Origin of the sequence: Novosphingobium aerophilum (genome assembly GCF_014230305.1) — a bacterium.
GTDB lineage: Bacteria > Pseudomonadota > Alphaproteobacteria > Sphingomonadales > Sphingomonadaceae > Novosphingobium > Novosphingobium aerophilum.
The window spans coordinates 172,814-186,434 of record NZ_JACLAU010000002.1 but is presented as its reverse complement, the minus strand read 5'-3'; the positions used below and the strand labels follow the sequence as shown (position 1 = coordinate 186,434).

The window sequence follows — 13,621 nt, the reverse complement described above, 5'->3', positions numbered from 1 at the left end:
GACCACGCTAGCCCAGCCGACGCAGGGGGCAAGGGGGACGGGCAGGCGGGATGCAAAAAGACCGGGGCCGATGCTGCACCGGCCCCGGTCCCGCTCACCAGAAGACGTCGTAGAGCACGTCGACCACTTCGCCCGTGTAGATGTTCACCATCAGCGCATCGTCATAGTAGCGCACCCACCGATAGGGGCCCCAGACCGGCGGAAGGCGGTACATCCAGGGGTCGCCGATCCAGTAGCTGGCGCCGAAGAACCCGTTGTCGAGGAAGAACCCGATCCCCAGCCGGCGATAGACATAATTGCGATAGGGCGGGAAGTAGCGGTTCAGCCGATAGATCTCGCGGTGGCTGCTGCGCCACCCGCGCCAGTCGTAGCGGCGATCCTCGCGCCAGCGCCGATCCCAGGCGCGGTCGCCACGGCTTGACCAGGTGTCGCGGCGCGAACTCCAGTCGGGTGCCCGGTTGCCGTTCCAGCTCGGCCCGCGGTTCCCGTTCGGGCCCCGGTTCCAGTTCGGGCTGTTGTCCCAGCGCCGGTTGTCATCCCAACGGCGGTCGTTGTCACGGCGACGGTCATTGTCCCAGCGCCGGTCATTGTCGCGGTTGCGGTCGGCATTGCCGTTCCAGCCCGGGGCGGGGCTGTCGGGGCGCCCGGGGTTGCCGCCGTTCCAGTTTCCGCCGGGGCGGCCATCGCCGTCACGCCGGTCCGGGCCGTTCCGTCCGTTCCAGCCCTGCCCATTCCAACCCTGCTCCCGGGGTGTGGACCAGGAGCCGCGGTTATCGCCGCGCGGACCATTGCGTCCGCGGTCGAACCCGCCCGGAGCCGCAGGGGGCGGGGGCGGGGGCGGCGGGCTCGCCGTCTGGCCCCAGCTCTGCGAGGGACCGCGCCAGCTCGGCCGATCGCCCCCACCGCCGGGCCCGGAGGCCGGCATGGGCGGGGGCACGGCCATGACCGGCGGGCGCATCTCGGCCGACGGTGCTCGGGGCGCGGCGGGGGGCGGCGCGGCGCGGCGCATGGGTGCCCCATCGCCATCCCGGTCGCGCCAGCCGCGTTCCATGGCGGGGCGCGGCCCGGCCCGGTCCGGACCTTCGATCTGCGCGATGTCGGGATCGACCGACTGCAAAGCCAGGGCCGGCGCGCCCGAGATCAGGGCCGCAGCCCCGCCCAGCAGCGCCGACAGATTGCGGGTATTCGTCCAGACACCTGCGGCCATGGCCGTTCTCCATTCCGGGACGCCACACCAGCGACAGCGTCCACGGTCCGGGGCTAGCAGGCCTCCGCTGTCGCCAATCTGAACTGGCCTGATGGCCTGCCGTTCAGGTTCGCCGGCGTCTTGCTGTCAGCGGGGCCGTCCGGGACAGCCCCGCCGCCAGCTCAACGGGTCAGCTTCTTGTAGGCCAGCGCGGTCGGCCGGTCGGCGGCATCGCCCAGGCGGCGGCGCTTGTCTTCCTCATAGGCGGCGAAGTTGCCTTCGAACCATTCGACGTGGCTGTTGCCCTCGAACGCCAGGATGTGCGTGGCCAGACGGTCGAGGAAGAAGCGGTCGTGGCTGATCACCACGGCGCAGCCAGCGAAGTTCTCGATCGCGTCTTCCAGCGCGGCCAGGGTCTCGACGTCGAGGTCGTTGGTCGGTTCGTCGAGCAGCAGGACGTTGCCGCCCAGCTTCAGCATCTTGGCCATGTGCACGCGGTTGCGCTCACCGCCCGACAGCTTGCCGACGTTCTTCTGCTGGTCCGGACCCTTGAAGTTGAAGGCACCGGCATAGGCCCGGGTCGACATGTCCTGCCCGTTGACCTTCATGTAGTCGAGCCCGTCGGAAATCTCTTCCCAGACGTTCTTCTTGGGATCGAGGTGGTCACGGCTCTGGTCGACGTAACCCAGGTGCACGGTCGAACCGATCTCGATCGAACCGGTGTCCGGGGTCTCCTTGCCGGTGATGATCTTGAACAGGGTCGACTTGCCCGCGCCGTTGGGCCCGATCACGCCGACGATCCCGCCCGGCGGCAGGGTGAACGACAGGTCCTCGAACAGCAGCTTGTCGCCATAGGCCTTCGAGACGTTCTTCACCTCGATCACCTTGCCGCCCAGGCGCTCGGGCACCTGGATGACGATCTGGGCCTTGCCGACGGGACGGCTGTCCTGGGCGTTCTGCAGCTCCTCGAACTTGCGGATACGCGCCTTGGACTTGGTCTGGCGGGCGGCCGGGGTCTGGCGGATCCACTCCAGCTCGCGCTGCAGGGCCTTCTGCTTGCCGCTTTCCTCGCGGTCCTCCTGCTCCAGCCGCTTGGCCTTCTTTTCCAGGTAAGTCGAATAGTTGCCCTCGTAGGGGAAGTACTTCCCGCGATCGAGCTCGAGGATCCAGCCCACCACGTTGTCCAGGAAGTAGCGGTCGTGGGTGATCATCAGCACCGCGCCGGCATATTCCTTGAGGTGGTTTTCCAGCCACAGCACGCTTTCCGCGTCGAGGTGGTTGGTCGGTTCGTCCAGCAGCAGGATGTCGGGCTTCTGGATCAGCAGGCGGGTCAGCGCGATGCGGCGCTTCTCACCGCCGGACAGGTTCTCGACCGACCAGTCGCCCGGGGGGCAGCGCAGGGCCTCCATCGCGATCTCGAGCTGGTTGTCGAGCGTCCAGCCGTCGACCGCGTCGATCTTGCCCTGGAGGTCGCCCATCTCTTCCATCAGCGCGTCGAAATCGACGTCCTCCGGCGGATCGGCCATGATGTTCGAGATCTCGTTGAAGCGGTCGACCAGATCGGCCGTGGCGCGGGCGCCGTCCTTCACGTTCTCCAGCACGGTCTTGCTCTTGTCGAGCTCGGGTTCCTGCGGGAGGTAGCCGACCGTGATGTTCTCGCCCGGCCAGGCCTCGCCGGTGAAATCGGTGTCGATCCCGCCCATGATCTTCATCAGCGTCGACTTGCCCGCGCCGTTGGGGCCGACGATGCCGATCTTGGCGCCTTGGTAGAACTGCAGGTTGATGTTGTTCAGCACCGGCTTCTGCGCACCGGGGAAGGTCTTGGTCATGCCCTTCATGACATAGGCGTACTGGGCGGCCATCGGGGGTCCTCTGGGGAAGATGGGAGGAAGGTTGGCCGTGCCTCTACAGGGCAGGCCAGTCGCCCGCAAGCGCGGCGAAGGGGCGAGTGGTGGGGGGCACGGCCGAGGCGGGGCGGGGCTGTTCCGGAACTGGTGGGCGCTGACGGGCTCGAACCGCCGACCCTCTCGGTGTAAACGAGATGCTCTACCAACTGAGCTAAGCGCCCGGACCGGTGTGGCCCGAGCCCCGCGCCTATGGCTGATTGGCCAGAGCGTCAAGGTGGCTGTGGCCGGCGCCGGGCGGCGCTGCTAGGGGCAGGCCATGGCCAGCCCTTGCGACGATCGCCGCTCCGCCCCCGCCGTCGCGCGCAACCGCGACCCGATCCTGGTCGTGCTCCGCCAGGTCCTGCCCGATCACGGCACGGTGCTGGAGGTGGCCAGCGGGACCGGCGAGCACGCGGTCCATTTCGCCCGGCACCTCCCCGCACTGACCTGGCAGCCGTCCGACCCTTCGCCCGAGGCCTGTGCTTCGATCGAGGCCTGGCGCCGGGCCGAGGGGCTCGGCAACGTGTGGGCGCCCCTGGCCCTCGACGCTGCAGCCGCCACCTGGCCCGAAGTGTCGGCTGCGGCCGTGGTCTGCATCAACATGGTCCACATCAGTCCATGGGCCGCCACGCTGGGGCTGCTGCGCGGCGCGGCCCGGATCCTGCCGCCGGGGGGCGTGCTCTATCTCTACGGCCCCTACCGCCAGACCGGCGTGCCCCTGGCGCCCGGCAACGCCGCCTTCGACGCCGATCTGCGCGAGCGTGACCCCCGCTGGGGCCTGCGCGAGCTGGACGAGGTGGTCGCCGCGGCCGGGCACGCCGGCTTCACGCTGGACCGGATCGTCGAGATGCCGGCGAACAACCTGTCGGTGGTGTTCCGGCGCGGCGACCTGGCCTCGGGTGCCGGCTGAACGCCGGGTCCTCAGCGGTCCCGGCAGCAGTCAACGCACCGGGTCCTGACGCTTGAGCAACCGGCTGAAGATCCACCAGCTCCCAGTGATATACAGCGCCAGGTTGATCGCGGCGAAGCTGCTCCAGAAACGGATCGGTTCAAAGTCGGGCGCGATCCCGTAACGGTCGTTGACCAGGAACTGGCTGACCCCCGCCATCAGCAGCCCCAGCCAGCTGTAAGCCATCTGGATCTTGTGGGTCTTCAGGTCGTCCGGCCGCCGGTCGCGCAGCCAGCGCCGCAGTGCCAGCATTCCGGAGGCCAGCGAATAGAGGCTGACCAGCGCGAGAATGTGGAAGGGAAGCATGGCCATGGTGCGGGCACTGCCAGGCACGAACGTTGCCAGTGCCGAAAGGTTGCACACCAGCATGGCCGGAACATAGATCCGCCCGGTCAGGGCATGGCCCGGCGTGCCTTGCGGGGCAACGACCTGGTACAGCCCCAGGGGCAGGGCCAGCAGGGCGGCGGCCAGATGGGCAAGCAGCAGCGGCGGCATGTCGGCAAACATCTTGGGTCCTTTCGTTTGTCGGGACCCGCTCCGTGCCGAGCTGTGATGCCTTGCCTCAAGGCCCATTTCGCCTAAGCTTCCACTCCATTCGCCAACCCCGTTCCTGCCGGATTGACGCTTCGTGAATTCGCCCCTGCGCCTTGACCCCGCCGCCGCGCCGCCGTTGCGGCCGCAGATCGCCTGCACCCTTTTCGCGATTCTGGCCGCAGTGTTGACCGGGCCGTTCGGGACGCTCGACCTGGCCCTGCCCAGCCGCTTGGTCTTCTGGCTGGTGCTGGTCGGGTGGAACAGCCTGAAGTGGTGGTTGTGGTATGGCTGGACCGGGTCTCGGGTCCAGAGCCGAAGGGGCGCCTTGCTGGTCGCGGCGTCGGGCGCGCTGTTGCTCAACGCCACCCTGCCGCTGGAAATCGACCTGATGTACCGCGCGATCGGTCAGGCGAAGGCCTTGCCCTGGGCGGGGCTCTATCTCTCCGCGCTGACGATTTCCGCCGGGATCGCGCTGCTCGTGGCGGCCTTGTCACCCCCGCCGATCGCTCCCGTGGCCAAGGCTCCCCCAGCCGGGCCGGGCCTGCTTGCGAGCAAGGCCGGTTTTCCCGATCTGGCCGATCTGCAGGCGGTTACCGCCGAGGACCATTACCTGCGGCTGCATCTGCGCGATGGCCGGCGACTGCTGGTGCTGTTCCGCTTTGGCGACGCGCTGGCCGAGCTCGCCCAGCATGACGGCTGCCAGGTTCACCGCAGTGCCTGGATCGCAGCGGACGCGGTGATCGGCGCGCGGCGCGAAGGCCGCCGTTGGCTGCTCTGCCTGGCGGACGGTACGACCCTGCCGGTCAGCGAGAGCCACCTCGCCAGCGTCAAGGCCCGCGGCTGGCTCCCCGCCCGCCGCTGATAACCAAGGCAAGAACCGGGAGATACCGCGCCTGGACGAAGTCCAAGGGGCGGACAATTGGTCGGGGAGACAGGATTCGAACCTGCGACCCTCTGCTCCCAAAGCAGATGCGCTACCAGGCTGCGCTACTCCCCGACCGGGGTGTCCGTCGGCAGGCGGACGGTGGTAGGCCCGGCAGGATTCGAACCCGCGACCAAGCCGTTATGAGCGGCTAGCTCTAACCGCTGAGCTACGAGCCCCCGATCCAGCCATCGACCGACGGGGCGAGCGGTAGCCGGACTGGGCGCGTTAGGCAAGCCGGGCCGCGGCCATGATCTCGGCCACGGAGGTCGGGCGGACCCCGCGCCGCGCCAGCTCGGCGAAGACCGTGCGCCACCAGTCGTAGAGGGCAGCCAGATCGGCTGCGTTGCGGACATAGGGCGTGTGGCCGGCCTGCAGCGACGGGCTGTGGAAGGAAAAGACCAGCACCGGCACCCCTTCGCGCAGGGCCATGTCGATGCCGCGGATCGCCTCGACCGCGCTGGCGCCTTCCGGGGTGAGCGGAATGCGTTCGAGCAGGCCCAGGCGCGACAGCAGGCCGCGCAGCCGCGGGGCGCGCCACAGCTTGGGATAGAGGATCGGCCCATACCGGCGCAGCAGGCCCCAGAACACCGTGGTCAGGGGCAGTTCCATCAGCCGGCCGGGCGCGCCGACCCACCACGGGCGGACCGGCAGGTCGCGGAAGTTCTGTCCGCCGCCCGAGCTGTAATCGAAACGGGCCCGGACCGAGGTGTCGATCGCGATGCCGTGGTCGAGCAGGATCGGCGCGGTGGCAGGTCCCACGCCATAGCGACCGGCCCGGTACACGCGCGGCGCCCGGCCGAAGTTCCGCTCGATCACGTCGCGCAGGACCGCCAGCTTGGATCGTTCGAGCGGTTCGGGCAGGTTCCCGGCAAAGCTGTTGTGCGTGCTGATCGCCTCGTCGTGCGGCGGGTTGACCCAGGGGTGCAACTGGATGCCGACATCGGCCCGACCGGCGCGGACGGCCTCGCCCAGCACCTCGGCCGCGACCGGCGAGGTGGCGATCGGGTAGTCGATCAGGTACAGCGGGCAGACCCCGTATTCCTCGCAGAACCGCTGGAAGGTGCCGAGTTCTGGCACGGCATCAAGGGTGAACCCTTCGGCCGAGAACGGCGCGGTCCAGTCGAACTCCTCCTCGGTGTCGACCGTCACGATGAACCGCGAGCCGAACCCGTCCGGGAAAGCCACGAAGGCCTCGGACGAGGGTGGATCGGTGATGCGGCCAGTCGACAAACGTTACCCCCCTGGACGAGCCTAGCCGATGCCGGAGACCCCCTGGACAGGGTTAGGAAGGGGATCAGGCGCGGTCAACCGTTCCGCGCGGGGGGCAGGCAGGGCCAGGATCACGTGCCGGTCGCGCAGGGTCAGGCTGCCGCCGGCGGACCGCGCCTCGGCGGCGGCGAGGCGCAGGGCGAAGCCTCCACCGAACAGGCCGCCGGACAGGCTCTGCCCGGACAGGGGCGCATGGCCTTCGAACGGATCGGGCAGGGCGGCGAGGGCCTCGGGCAGGCCAAGGGTGAGGGTGACCGTCCCGTCCCGGCTCTGCAGCAGCGCCGACAGCCGCTCTCCCGGACGGGCCGCTCCGGCCAGGGTGGCGAGCAGACGCCAACCGAGCCGCTCCGCATCGGCGTGGCCGAGGCCGACGCGGCAATCGGCCGGGGTGGTGGCCAGCGTGAAGCCGCTCTGCCGCGGACCGGTGAAGGGAGCGAGCTGGGCAATCAGGGCCTCGACCAGCCCGCCCAGATCGGCTTCGCCGGGCTCCGGCGCCATGGCCCCACTGTCCAGCCGCGCCAGCCGCTCCAGCTCCTCGAAGCCGGCGAGCATCTGCGCGGCGTCCGCGGCAATCCCGGCCGCCAGCGCGCGGTAACCGTGCGGCACCGGGCCGACCAGTTGCTGATGGATCAGCTCGGCAAAACCCTGGATCGCATTCACCGGAGTCCGCAGTTCATGCAGGACCTGGCGCACGCGGACCGCTTCGGGATTGGCCGGCTGGGCGGCGACGACCGGCGAGGGGCGGCGGAACTTGCCGGTGTAGCCGGTGCAGCGTCCCTCGCCATCGAACTCTGGCGCGGCATCGAGCAGCCAGGGCCCGGCGATCGCGGCAGGACCGTCCAGCTCGACCGGCGTGGCGCGAACCGGCAGGCGGCGGCGGAAGGCACTGGCGAGCTGGCTGGAGGACCGTTCCGCCAGGGGGAGCAGCAGGCCCACGATCATCCCGGCCAGCGACGCATCCGTCCAGACGATCCGCCCCGAGGAATCGCAGGCGAAGGCAAAGGCCTGCAACCGGGCCGGATCGCCCTCCTCGACCAGTGGCAGGAACGGGGCGTCGTTGGCGGCAGGACGGGTGGCCTCGCGGGTGCGCCGGAAGGCCTCGATCCGTCGCACGATGGCGCCGATCCCGTCCCGGGCCGCGCCTTCGGATGGCGTAGGGCGCGCGGTCTCCGCTTCCGCAGAGCCCAGCGTCGCGGCAGCGGGCAGGGGGGCGGGCAGAGGGGCGGCCGGGGGCGCGGCAGGGGGCGCTGGGGACTGCGGTTCGGTGCGCGCGCGCAGAGGGAGCACCTTGCCCCCCTGGTCGTCCACGGTCACTGGCACCGCAGGCGGCTCCTCGCTCTGGGGCGCAGCAGCGGTCTCGGTCAGGGGCGGAGCAGGCAGACCGGGACCGGAGGCGCCAAGCTGGTCCAGCCGCTGGATCACCGCCGTGCCCAGATCGCGGCGCTGCCGCAGCAGGCCCCGGACGCGCGGCGGCAGAGTGGGGAGAATGTCGAGCCATTGCTCTTCGCTCAGCCGGGCCATGCGGATCGCGGTTTCGGCGACCGTGGGATGATCGCAGGCGAGTTCGGCGACGAGCCGGGCGTTGCGCAGGCGCACGCCCGACCGATCGAGCGCGGCGGCCCGTTCGGCCGGCGGAATCCGCCGCGACAGTTCGCCCAGACGCAGCATCGCGCGGTCCACGGCGGGATCGGCGGCGGCGCCCAGCGCGGTCGTTGGCATGGTTCCCAGCAGGTCGACCAGTTGCCGGAACTGCACACGAATCTGGTTGTCGCCCGTGGCGCTGACGGCAAGCACCGTAGCCAGGCGATCATCGATGTGCATGGTTACTCCCGACCGGCAGGGCGGCGCCCTCACGCCATTTCCCCGCAATGGGGGACTTAGCATTCTGAAACCAAACCGGAAGGCCCGACGCGACCACCTGTTCCAAACCGGCGCGGTTTCGGTGGAAAACTAAACGCCGCGCTAAAGTTTCCGCCGGGGGGACCATCGTTGCGCGCCCACACAACAAAATTGTTGCATGCTGCCGCCAAGCTGCCAAGAGGTTGCCAGCACGGGTGCCTGGGGCACATTTGATTGCAGAGACGTGGGGTGGGAATGGCGAACCTGGACCAGATCGACCGGCGCTTGCTGGCCGAATTGCAGGACGATGGCAGGATGACCAATGTCGATCTGGCCCAGCGGGTCGGATTGACCGCGCCGCCCTGCCTGCGCCGGGTCCGCGCGCTCGAGGAGTCCGGGGTGATCCGCGGCTATCATGCGGAGCTGGACGCCGCCAAGCTGGGTTACACGATCACCGTGTTCGCGCTGGTTTCACTCAAGAGCCAGGCCGAGGAATCGCTGCGGCAGTTCGAGGAGCACATGAAGGGCCTGCCCGAAGTGCGCGAATGCCACATGCTCAACGGCGAGATCGACTTCATCCTCAAAATCGTCAGCAAGGACCTGCAGAGCTTCCAGGAGTTCCTGACCAGCAAGCTGACCCCGGCGCCCAACGTGGCCAGCGTCAAGACCTCGCTGACGATCCGCACGGCCAAGCAGGTGCCGGGCGTTCCGATGGACGTTTGAGGCCGCTGCCCTGCGGCGCGCTGGGCATGGTCCCGGGCCCGGCCCTGGACCATGCGGCGTTTATCCGGGCGGCGCTTAGCCGGGCAACGCTTATCCGGCGCGCTTGGCGAGCCAGTTTTCCAGCCACTTGATCGTGTAGTCCCCGCTCAGCACATCGGGTTCGCGGAGCAGGGCTTGGTGCAGCGGGATCGAGGTCTTGGGACCGTCGATCACCATTTCCTCCAGCGCGCGGCGCAGGCGCATGATGCAGCCTTCGCGGGTGCGCCCGTAGACGATCACCTTGGCGATCATCGAATCGTAGTAGGGCGGGATCCGGTATCCGGCATAGAGCCCGGAATCGACCCGGACATGCATGCCGCCGGCGGCATGGTAGCTCTTCACCTCGCCGGGCGACGGGGCAAAGGTCCACGGGTCCTCGGCATTGATCCGGCACTCGATGGCGTGCCCCTTGAACTCGATGTCCTCCTGCTTGACCGACAGCGGCAGGCCATCGGCGATGCGGATCTGCTCACGCACCAGGTCCAGCCCGGTGATCGCCTCGGTCACCGGATGCTCGACCTGCAGGCGGGTGTTCATCTCGATGAAGTAGAACTTGCCGTTTTCCCACAGGAACTCGATCGTGCCGGCACCGCGATAGCCCATGTCGGCCATGGCCTTGGCGACGATTCCACCCATCCGCTCGCGCTCGGTCGCGGAGATCACCGGAGACGGCGCTTCCTCAAGCACCTTCTGGTGGCGGCGTTGCAGCGAGCAATCGCGTTCGCCAAGGTGGATCGCATTGCCCTTGCCGTCACCGAAGATCTGGAATTCGATGTGGCGGGGATTGCCGAGGTACTTCTCGATATAGACCGTGGCATCGCCGAACGCGGCCTTGGCCTCGCTACCGGCCTGCTGGATCAGGCTCTCGAGCTCGTCGGGGCCGGTGCACACCTTCATGCCGCGCCCGCCGCCGCCCGAGGCAGCCTTGATGATCACCGGATAGCCGGCCGCCTCGGCAATCGCGCGGGCTTCGGTGATGTCCGACACCGCGCCGTCCGAACCGGGAACCAGCGGCAGGCCCAGGGCACCGGCCGTGCGCTTGGCCTCGATCTTGTCGCCCATCGTCCGGATGTGTTCCGGCTTGGGGCCGATCCAGGTGATGCCGTGCGCTTCGACGATCTCGGCGAACTGGGCATTCTCCGAAAGGAAGCCATAGCCCGGGTGGATCGCGTCGGCGTGGGTGATTTCCGCTGCGGAAATGATCGCCGCGATGTTCAGGTAGGAATCGCGGGCCGTCGGCGGCCCGATGCAGACCGCGTGGTCGGCCAGCCGCACGTGCATGGCATCGGCGTCTGCGGTGGAATGGACCGCCACCGTTTCGATGCCCATCTCGTGAGCGGCGCGGTGGATACGCAGGGCGATTTCGCCCCGGTTGGCGATCAGCAGCCGGCGGATGGCCATGGCGTCAGCCGATCACCACCAGCGGCTGGTCGAATTCGACCGGCTGCCCGTTTTCGATCAGGATCGCGCTGACCGTGCCGGCCTTCGGGGCGGTGATCGGGTTCATCACCTTCATCGCCTCGACGATCAGCAGCGTCTGGCCTGCCTTCACCGTGGCGCCGACCGCGATGAAGTTCGCCGCGCCCGGTTCGGGAGCGAGGTAGGCGGTGCCGACCATCGGGGACTTCACCGCATCGACCGGCGCCGGGGCCGGCGCGGCCGGAGCCGCCGCAGGAGCGGCAGCCGGTGCGGCGGCAGGGGCCGCGGGCATGGCGACGGCGGTCGGCGCTGCTGCGACGAACTGGCGGGCGACGCGGATCTTGCGCTCGCCATCCTCCACCTCGATCTCGGACAGCCCGGTGTCGGCCAAAAGTTCGGCCAGCTCGCGGACGAGCGTGCTGTCGATGTTCATCTTGCCGTTACGGCCTGCGCCCGGGGTATCGCCCATTCGAACCTTCCGTTTTCTGCTGTTGGCGCCCCCGTAGGCCCGCCGCAAGGGGGCTGGCAAGGCCAAAGCGACGGTTTATCCTCCGCCGGGGGCAGGAACGGGTCGCCGCTCCGGGCTCAAAGACCGGCCGCGGCCTCGAGCGCGAGCAGATAGCTGCGGGCCCCGAAGCCGGCGATGGTGCCCCGCGCGGCCTGTCCGATGTAGCTGGTGTGGCGGAAGGGTTCGCGCGTGTGAGGGTTCGACAGGTGGACCTCGATCACCGGCACGGTCACGGCCTTGATCGCATCGAGCAGGGCGACGCTGGTGTGGGTATAGGCGCCGGCATTGAGCAGGATCGCCCGGGCGGCCTTGCCATGCGCCTCATGGATCCAGTCGACCAGCACGCCTTCATGGTTGGACTGGTGGCACTGGACCCGCAGCCCCAGTTCGCCCGCACGGCTGGCCAGCATGCCATTGATCGCGCCGAGCGTGGTCGATCCGTAGATCGTCGGCTCGCGGGTTCCCAGCAGGTTGAGGTTGGGCCCGTTGAGCACGTAGACGAGATCGGACATGGCTTCCCCCCGGAATGGCACTGGCGCCCCGTCTTAGCCGGCCGGGACGCCAGTGCAAGGGTGGCCGGCGGCCCGGCTGACGGCCCGGCTGATAGCCAAGCCGGTGGCCGGGCTCAGCGGTCGGTGCCGCGCACCTTGCCCCACTGCCGCGCGGCGGTGTAGCCCAGATAACCCGTGCCGAAGAGCGCGTAGAGCGGTTCAGGCAATCCGTTGAGATAAGCGGTCATGCCCCGGCCGATGGCATCGGCCATCTCCGGTCGGAAGGCCGCGACCACTCCCATCGGCACCGACAGCAGGATCAGCACGTACATCACGTAAAGAAAGCTGGGGCGCGCCCGGCTGGTCCAGGGATCGGCCGCGCCCGCCTCGGCCACAATCGCCGAAAGCTGGGTCCGCAGCAGGTCAAGCTCCTGCGTGCCCTGCAGTCGCAGCAGTTCGAGCTTGGCGGCGTCGCGCGCCCGGGGATCGGGAATCACCTTGTCGAGAATGGCGCTGATCGGGCTGAGCAGCGTGTCGAAGATGGCCATGGAGTCCTCCTGTGCTGGGAAGACCCGCCCATCTAGCGCGATCGGGCTGGGTAGGAAAATGACCCCTCCGGCGATCCTCAGTCCGCCACGAAATCCCCCCAGCCGGCGAGATAGGCGATGAAGGCCTCGCCCAGACCTTCCGCCCGCAAGTGCGCCCGGGAGACGGGGCGTTCCATCATCGCGAAACCGGGATCAGCGATCGCCCGGCGCGCGAAATCGTGGTGGAGGATCGCGCCGCGGCCGACCATCGCGAAATCGGCCCCGGCATCGAGGCAGGCCTGCGCCGTGACGGCATCCTGGATCTTGCCCGCCACCCCCAGTCGGCACGCTCCGCGCGGCAGGCGGGCGAACAGGTCGATCAGGCGCGCCGAACCGTATCCGGGCGTATCGGGGTGCTTGAAGCAGTCCCATAGCGACATGTCGAGATAGTCGATCTGTCCGCCGGTCATGGCCCGCTCGGCGGTGGCCAGGGCCTCGTCCAGGGGGATGCCGTAACGCTCGGGCGAAAGCCGTAGGCCGATCTGGAAATCGGCCCGGCACCGCTGGCGGACCTGATCGATGATCGTGAACAGCAGGCGCGAGCGGTTGGCGAAGGACCCGCCATAGCCGTCCTGGCGGTGGTTGTGATCCGCATCCAGGAACTGGCCGATCAGATAGCCGTGGGCGCCGTGCAGCTCGACCCCGTCGAAGCCGGCCCGCTCGGCTCGCAGCGCCGCAACCGCGAAGTCCTCGATCACCTGTTCGACCTCGGCGGTGGTCATGGCGCGGGCACCGGTTTCCGCATCGTCCCAGGCGCAGACCGGCTCCCGCCCGCTTTCGCTGGCGCGGCGTCCGCCGTGGTGCAACTGGACCGCGCTGACGCTGCCGGCGGCGCGGATGCTGCGGGCCAGTCCGGCAAGGCCCGGGACCTGCGCATCGGAACACAGCCCGATCTGGCCATGCCAGGCCTTGCCGGCCGGGCTGACATAGGTGGCACAGGTCATGGTCAGCGCGAAGCCTCCCTGCGCCCGGCGGACCAGCCAGTCCTGCTCCACCGGGCTCAGCGTCCCGTCCGCATGGCTCTGCTTGTTGGTCAGCGGGGCCAGCACGATCCGGTTGGCCAGGGCCGGACCCCGCGCCAGGCTCAAGGGCGCGGCGAGGGACGAGGGAGAGCTTGGGGCGGTTGGCCGGTCGGACATGGCGGGACTCGCAAGGCTTCGGTGTTTGGCGGGCTCTGTCCGGCAAGCATGGCCCACCCGCAAGCCCCGCGTTGCATTGGCCGGGCATTCGCTTAGGCTGGACCGGCCGGCAATCAGGGAGAGCAGG

Annotated in this window: 13 protein-coding genes and 3 tRNA genes; 3 read left to right on the top strand and 13 right to left on the bottom strand. The window is 69.1% G+C overall.

Annotated features, from left to right (window positions below; translation table 11 throughout):
• Positions 1 to 94 precede the first annotated feature (94 nt).
• From H7F49_RS03060 to H7F49_RS03050, 3 genes are all read right to left on the bottom strand, one after another.
• Positions 95 to 1,207, bottom strand: a complete 1,113-nt coding sequence (locus H7F49_RS03060; protein ID WP_185682087.1) for an RcnB family protein — start codon at positions 1,205 to 1,207, stop codon at positions 95 to 97.
• Between the two features lie 161 nt (positions 1,208 to 1,368).
• The gene (ettA, locus tag H7F49_RS03055; protein ID WP_185682086.1) at positions 1,369 to 3,048 is read right to left on the bottom strand and encodes an energy-dependent translational throttle protein EttA; all 1,680 of its coding nucleotides are present in this window, start codon (positions 3,046 to 3,048) and stop codon (positions 1,369 to 1,371) included.
• Between the two features lie 130 nt (positions 3,049 to 3,178).
• A tRNA-Val gene (locus H7F49_RS03050) sits at positions 3,179 to 3,254 on the bottom strand.
• Positions 3,255 to 3,349: 95 nt separating this feature from the next.
• Between H7F49_RS03050 and H7F49_RS03045 the strand changes: the two genes are divergently transcribed.
• On the top strand, positions 3,350 to 3,982 hold the full coding sequence (locus H7F49_RS03045) for a DUF938 domain-containing protein (protein WP_185682085.1): 633 nt from the start codon (positions 3,350 to 3,352) through the stop codon (positions 3,980 to 3,982).
• Positions 3,983 to 4,012: 30 nt separating this feature from the next.
• Here the strand turns inward: H7F49_RS03045 and H7F49_RS03040 are convergent, their stop codons facing one another.
• Entirely contained in the window at positions 4,013 to 4,528 is a 516-nt protein-coding gene (locus tag H7F49_RS03040) for a DUF2306 domain-containing protein (RefSeq protein WP_185682084.1), read from the bottom strand.
• A gap of 121 nt (positions 4,529 to 4,649) precedes the next feature.
• On the opposite strand from H7F49_RS03040, the gene H7F49_RS19855 reads away from it, so the two are divergent.
• On the top strand, positions 4,650 to 5,417 hold the full coding sequence (locus H7F49_RS19855) for a LytTR family DNA-binding domain-containing protein (RefSeq protein ID WP_185682083.1): 768 nt from the start codon (positions 4,650 to 4,652) through the stop codon (positions 5,415 to 5,417).
• A gap of 58 nt (positions 5,418 to 5,475) precedes the next feature.
• Here H7F49_RS19855 and H7F49_RS03030 read toward each other — a convergent pair.
• From H7F49_RS03030 to H7F49_RS03015, 4 genes are all read right to left on the bottom strand, one after another.
• Positions 5,476 to 5,552: transfer RNA gene (locus tag H7F49_RS03030), tRNA-Pro, on the bottom strand.
• A gap of 28 nt (positions 5,553 to 5,580) precedes the next feature.
• A tRNA-Ile gene (locus H7F49_RS03025) sits at positions 5,581 to 5,656 on the bottom strand.
• Between the two features lie 49 nt (positions 5,657 to 5,705).
• Positions 5,706 to 6,710, bottom strand: coding sequence for a polysaccharide deacetylase family protein (locus H7F49_RS03020; protein WP_214647615.1), 1,005 nt, complete (start codon positions 6,708 to 6,710; stop codon positions 5,706 to 5,708).
• Between the two features lie 21 nt (positions 6,711 to 6,731).
• Positions 6,732 to 8,570 carry a sensor histidine kinase gene (locus tag H7F49_RS03015; protein ID WP_185682082.1) on the bottom strand — a complete coding sequence of 613 codons (1,839 nt, stop codon included), beginning with the start codon at positions 8,568 to 8,570 and terminating at the stop codon, positions 6,732 to 6,734.
• Between the two features lie 273 nt (positions 8,571 to 8,843).
• Here H7F49_RS03015 and H7F49_RS03010 point away from each other — a divergent pair, with 273 nt between their 5' ends.
• Positions 8,844 to 9,311 carry an Lrp/AsnC family transcriptional regulator gene (locus H7F49_RS03010; protein WP_185682081.1) on the top strand — a complete coding sequence of 156 codons (468 nt, stop codon included), beginning with the start codon at positions 8,844 to 8,846 and terminating at the stop codon, positions 9,309 to 9,311.
• 90 nt (positions 9,312 to 9,401) lie between these two features.
• Here H7F49_RS03010 and accC read toward each other — a convergent pair whose 3' ends face one another.
• The 5 genes from accC to H7F49_RS02985 form a co-directional block, all read right to left on the bottom strand.
• Positions 9,402 to 10,751: an acetyl-CoA carboxylase biotin carboxylase subunit gene (gene accC / locus H7F49_RS03005; protein WP_185682080.1), complete on the bottom strand. Its 1,350-nt coding sequence runs from the start codon at positions 10,749 to 10,751 to the stop codon at positions 9,402 to 9,404.
• Between the two features lie 4 nt (positions 10,752 to 10,755).
• Positions 10,756 to 11,238 (bottom strand): acetyl-CoA carboxylase biotin carboxyl carrier protein, encoded by a 483-nt coding sequence (accB, locus tag H7F49_RS03000; RefSeq protein WP_235981680.1) that lies wholly within the window; start codon positions 11,236 to 11,238, stop codon positions 10,756 to 10,758.
• Positions 11,239 to 11,354: 116 nt separating this feature from the next.
• Positions 11,355 to 11,789: a type II 3-dehydroquinate dehydratase gene (gene aroQ, locus H7F49_RS02995; protein WP_185682079.1), complete on the bottom strand. Its 435-nt coding sequence runs from the start codon at positions 11,787 to 11,789 to the stop codon at positions 11,355 to 11,357.
• Positions 11,790 to 11,902: 113 nt separating this feature from the next.
• Positions 11,903 to 12,316: a holin family protein gene (locus H7F49_RS02990; RefSeq protein WP_185682078.1), complete on the bottom strand. Its 414-nt coding sequence runs from the start codon at positions 12,314 to 12,316 to the stop codon at positions 11,903 to 11,905.
• 77 nt (positions 12,317 to 12,393) lie between these two features.
• Entirely contained in the window at positions 12,394 to 13,494 is a 1,101-nt protein-coding gene (locus H7F49_RS02985) for an NADH:flavin oxidoreductase (protein ID WP_185682077.1), read from the bottom strand.
• Between the last annotated feature and the right edge of the window lie 127 nt (positions 13,495 to 13,621).

Coding starts and splice junctions, on each gene's coding strand:
- H7F49_RS03060 (WP_185682087.1), bottom strand. CDS start 1,207: ATGGCCGCAGGTGTCTGGACGAATACCCGCAATCTGTCGGCGCTGCTG.
- ettA (WP_185682086.1), bottom strand. CDS start 3,048: ATGGCCGCCCAGTACGCCTATGTCATGAAGGGCATGACCAAGACCTTC.
- H7F49_RS03045 (WP_185682085.1), top strand. CDS start 3,350: ATGGCCAGCCCTTGCGACGATCGCCGCTCCGCCCCCGCCGTCGCGCGC.
- H7F49_RS03040 (WP_185682084.1), bottom strand. CDS start 4,528: ATGTTTGCCGACATGCCGCCGCTGCTGCTTGCCCATCTGGCCGCCGCC.
- H7F49_RS03015 (WP_185682082.1), bottom strand. CDS start 8,570: ATGCACATCGATGATCGCCTGGCTACGGTGCTTGCCGTCAGCGCCACG.
- H7F49_RS03010 (WP_185682081.1), top strand. CDS start 8,844: ATGGCGAACCTGGACCAGATCGACCGGCGCTTGCTGGCCGAATTGCAG.
- accC (WP_185682080.1), bottom strand. CDS start 10,751: ATGGCCATCCGCCGGCTGCTGATCGCCAACCGGGGCGAAATCGCCCTG.
- accB (WP_235981680.1), bottom strand. CDS start 11,238: ATGGGCGATACCCCGGGCGCAGGCCGTAACGGCAAGATGAACATCGAC.
- aroQ (WP_185682079.1), bottom strand. CDS start 11,789: ATGTCCGATCTCGTCTACGTGCTCAACGGGCCCAACCTCAACCTGCTG.
- H7F49_RS02990 (WP_185682078.1), bottom strand. CDS start 12,316: ATGGCCATCTTCGACACGCTGCTCAGCCCGATCAGCGCCATTCTCGAC.
- H7F49_RS02985 (WP_185682077.1), bottom strand. CDS start 13,494: ATGTCCGACCGGCCAACCGCCCCAAGCTCTCCCTCGTCCCTCGCCGCG.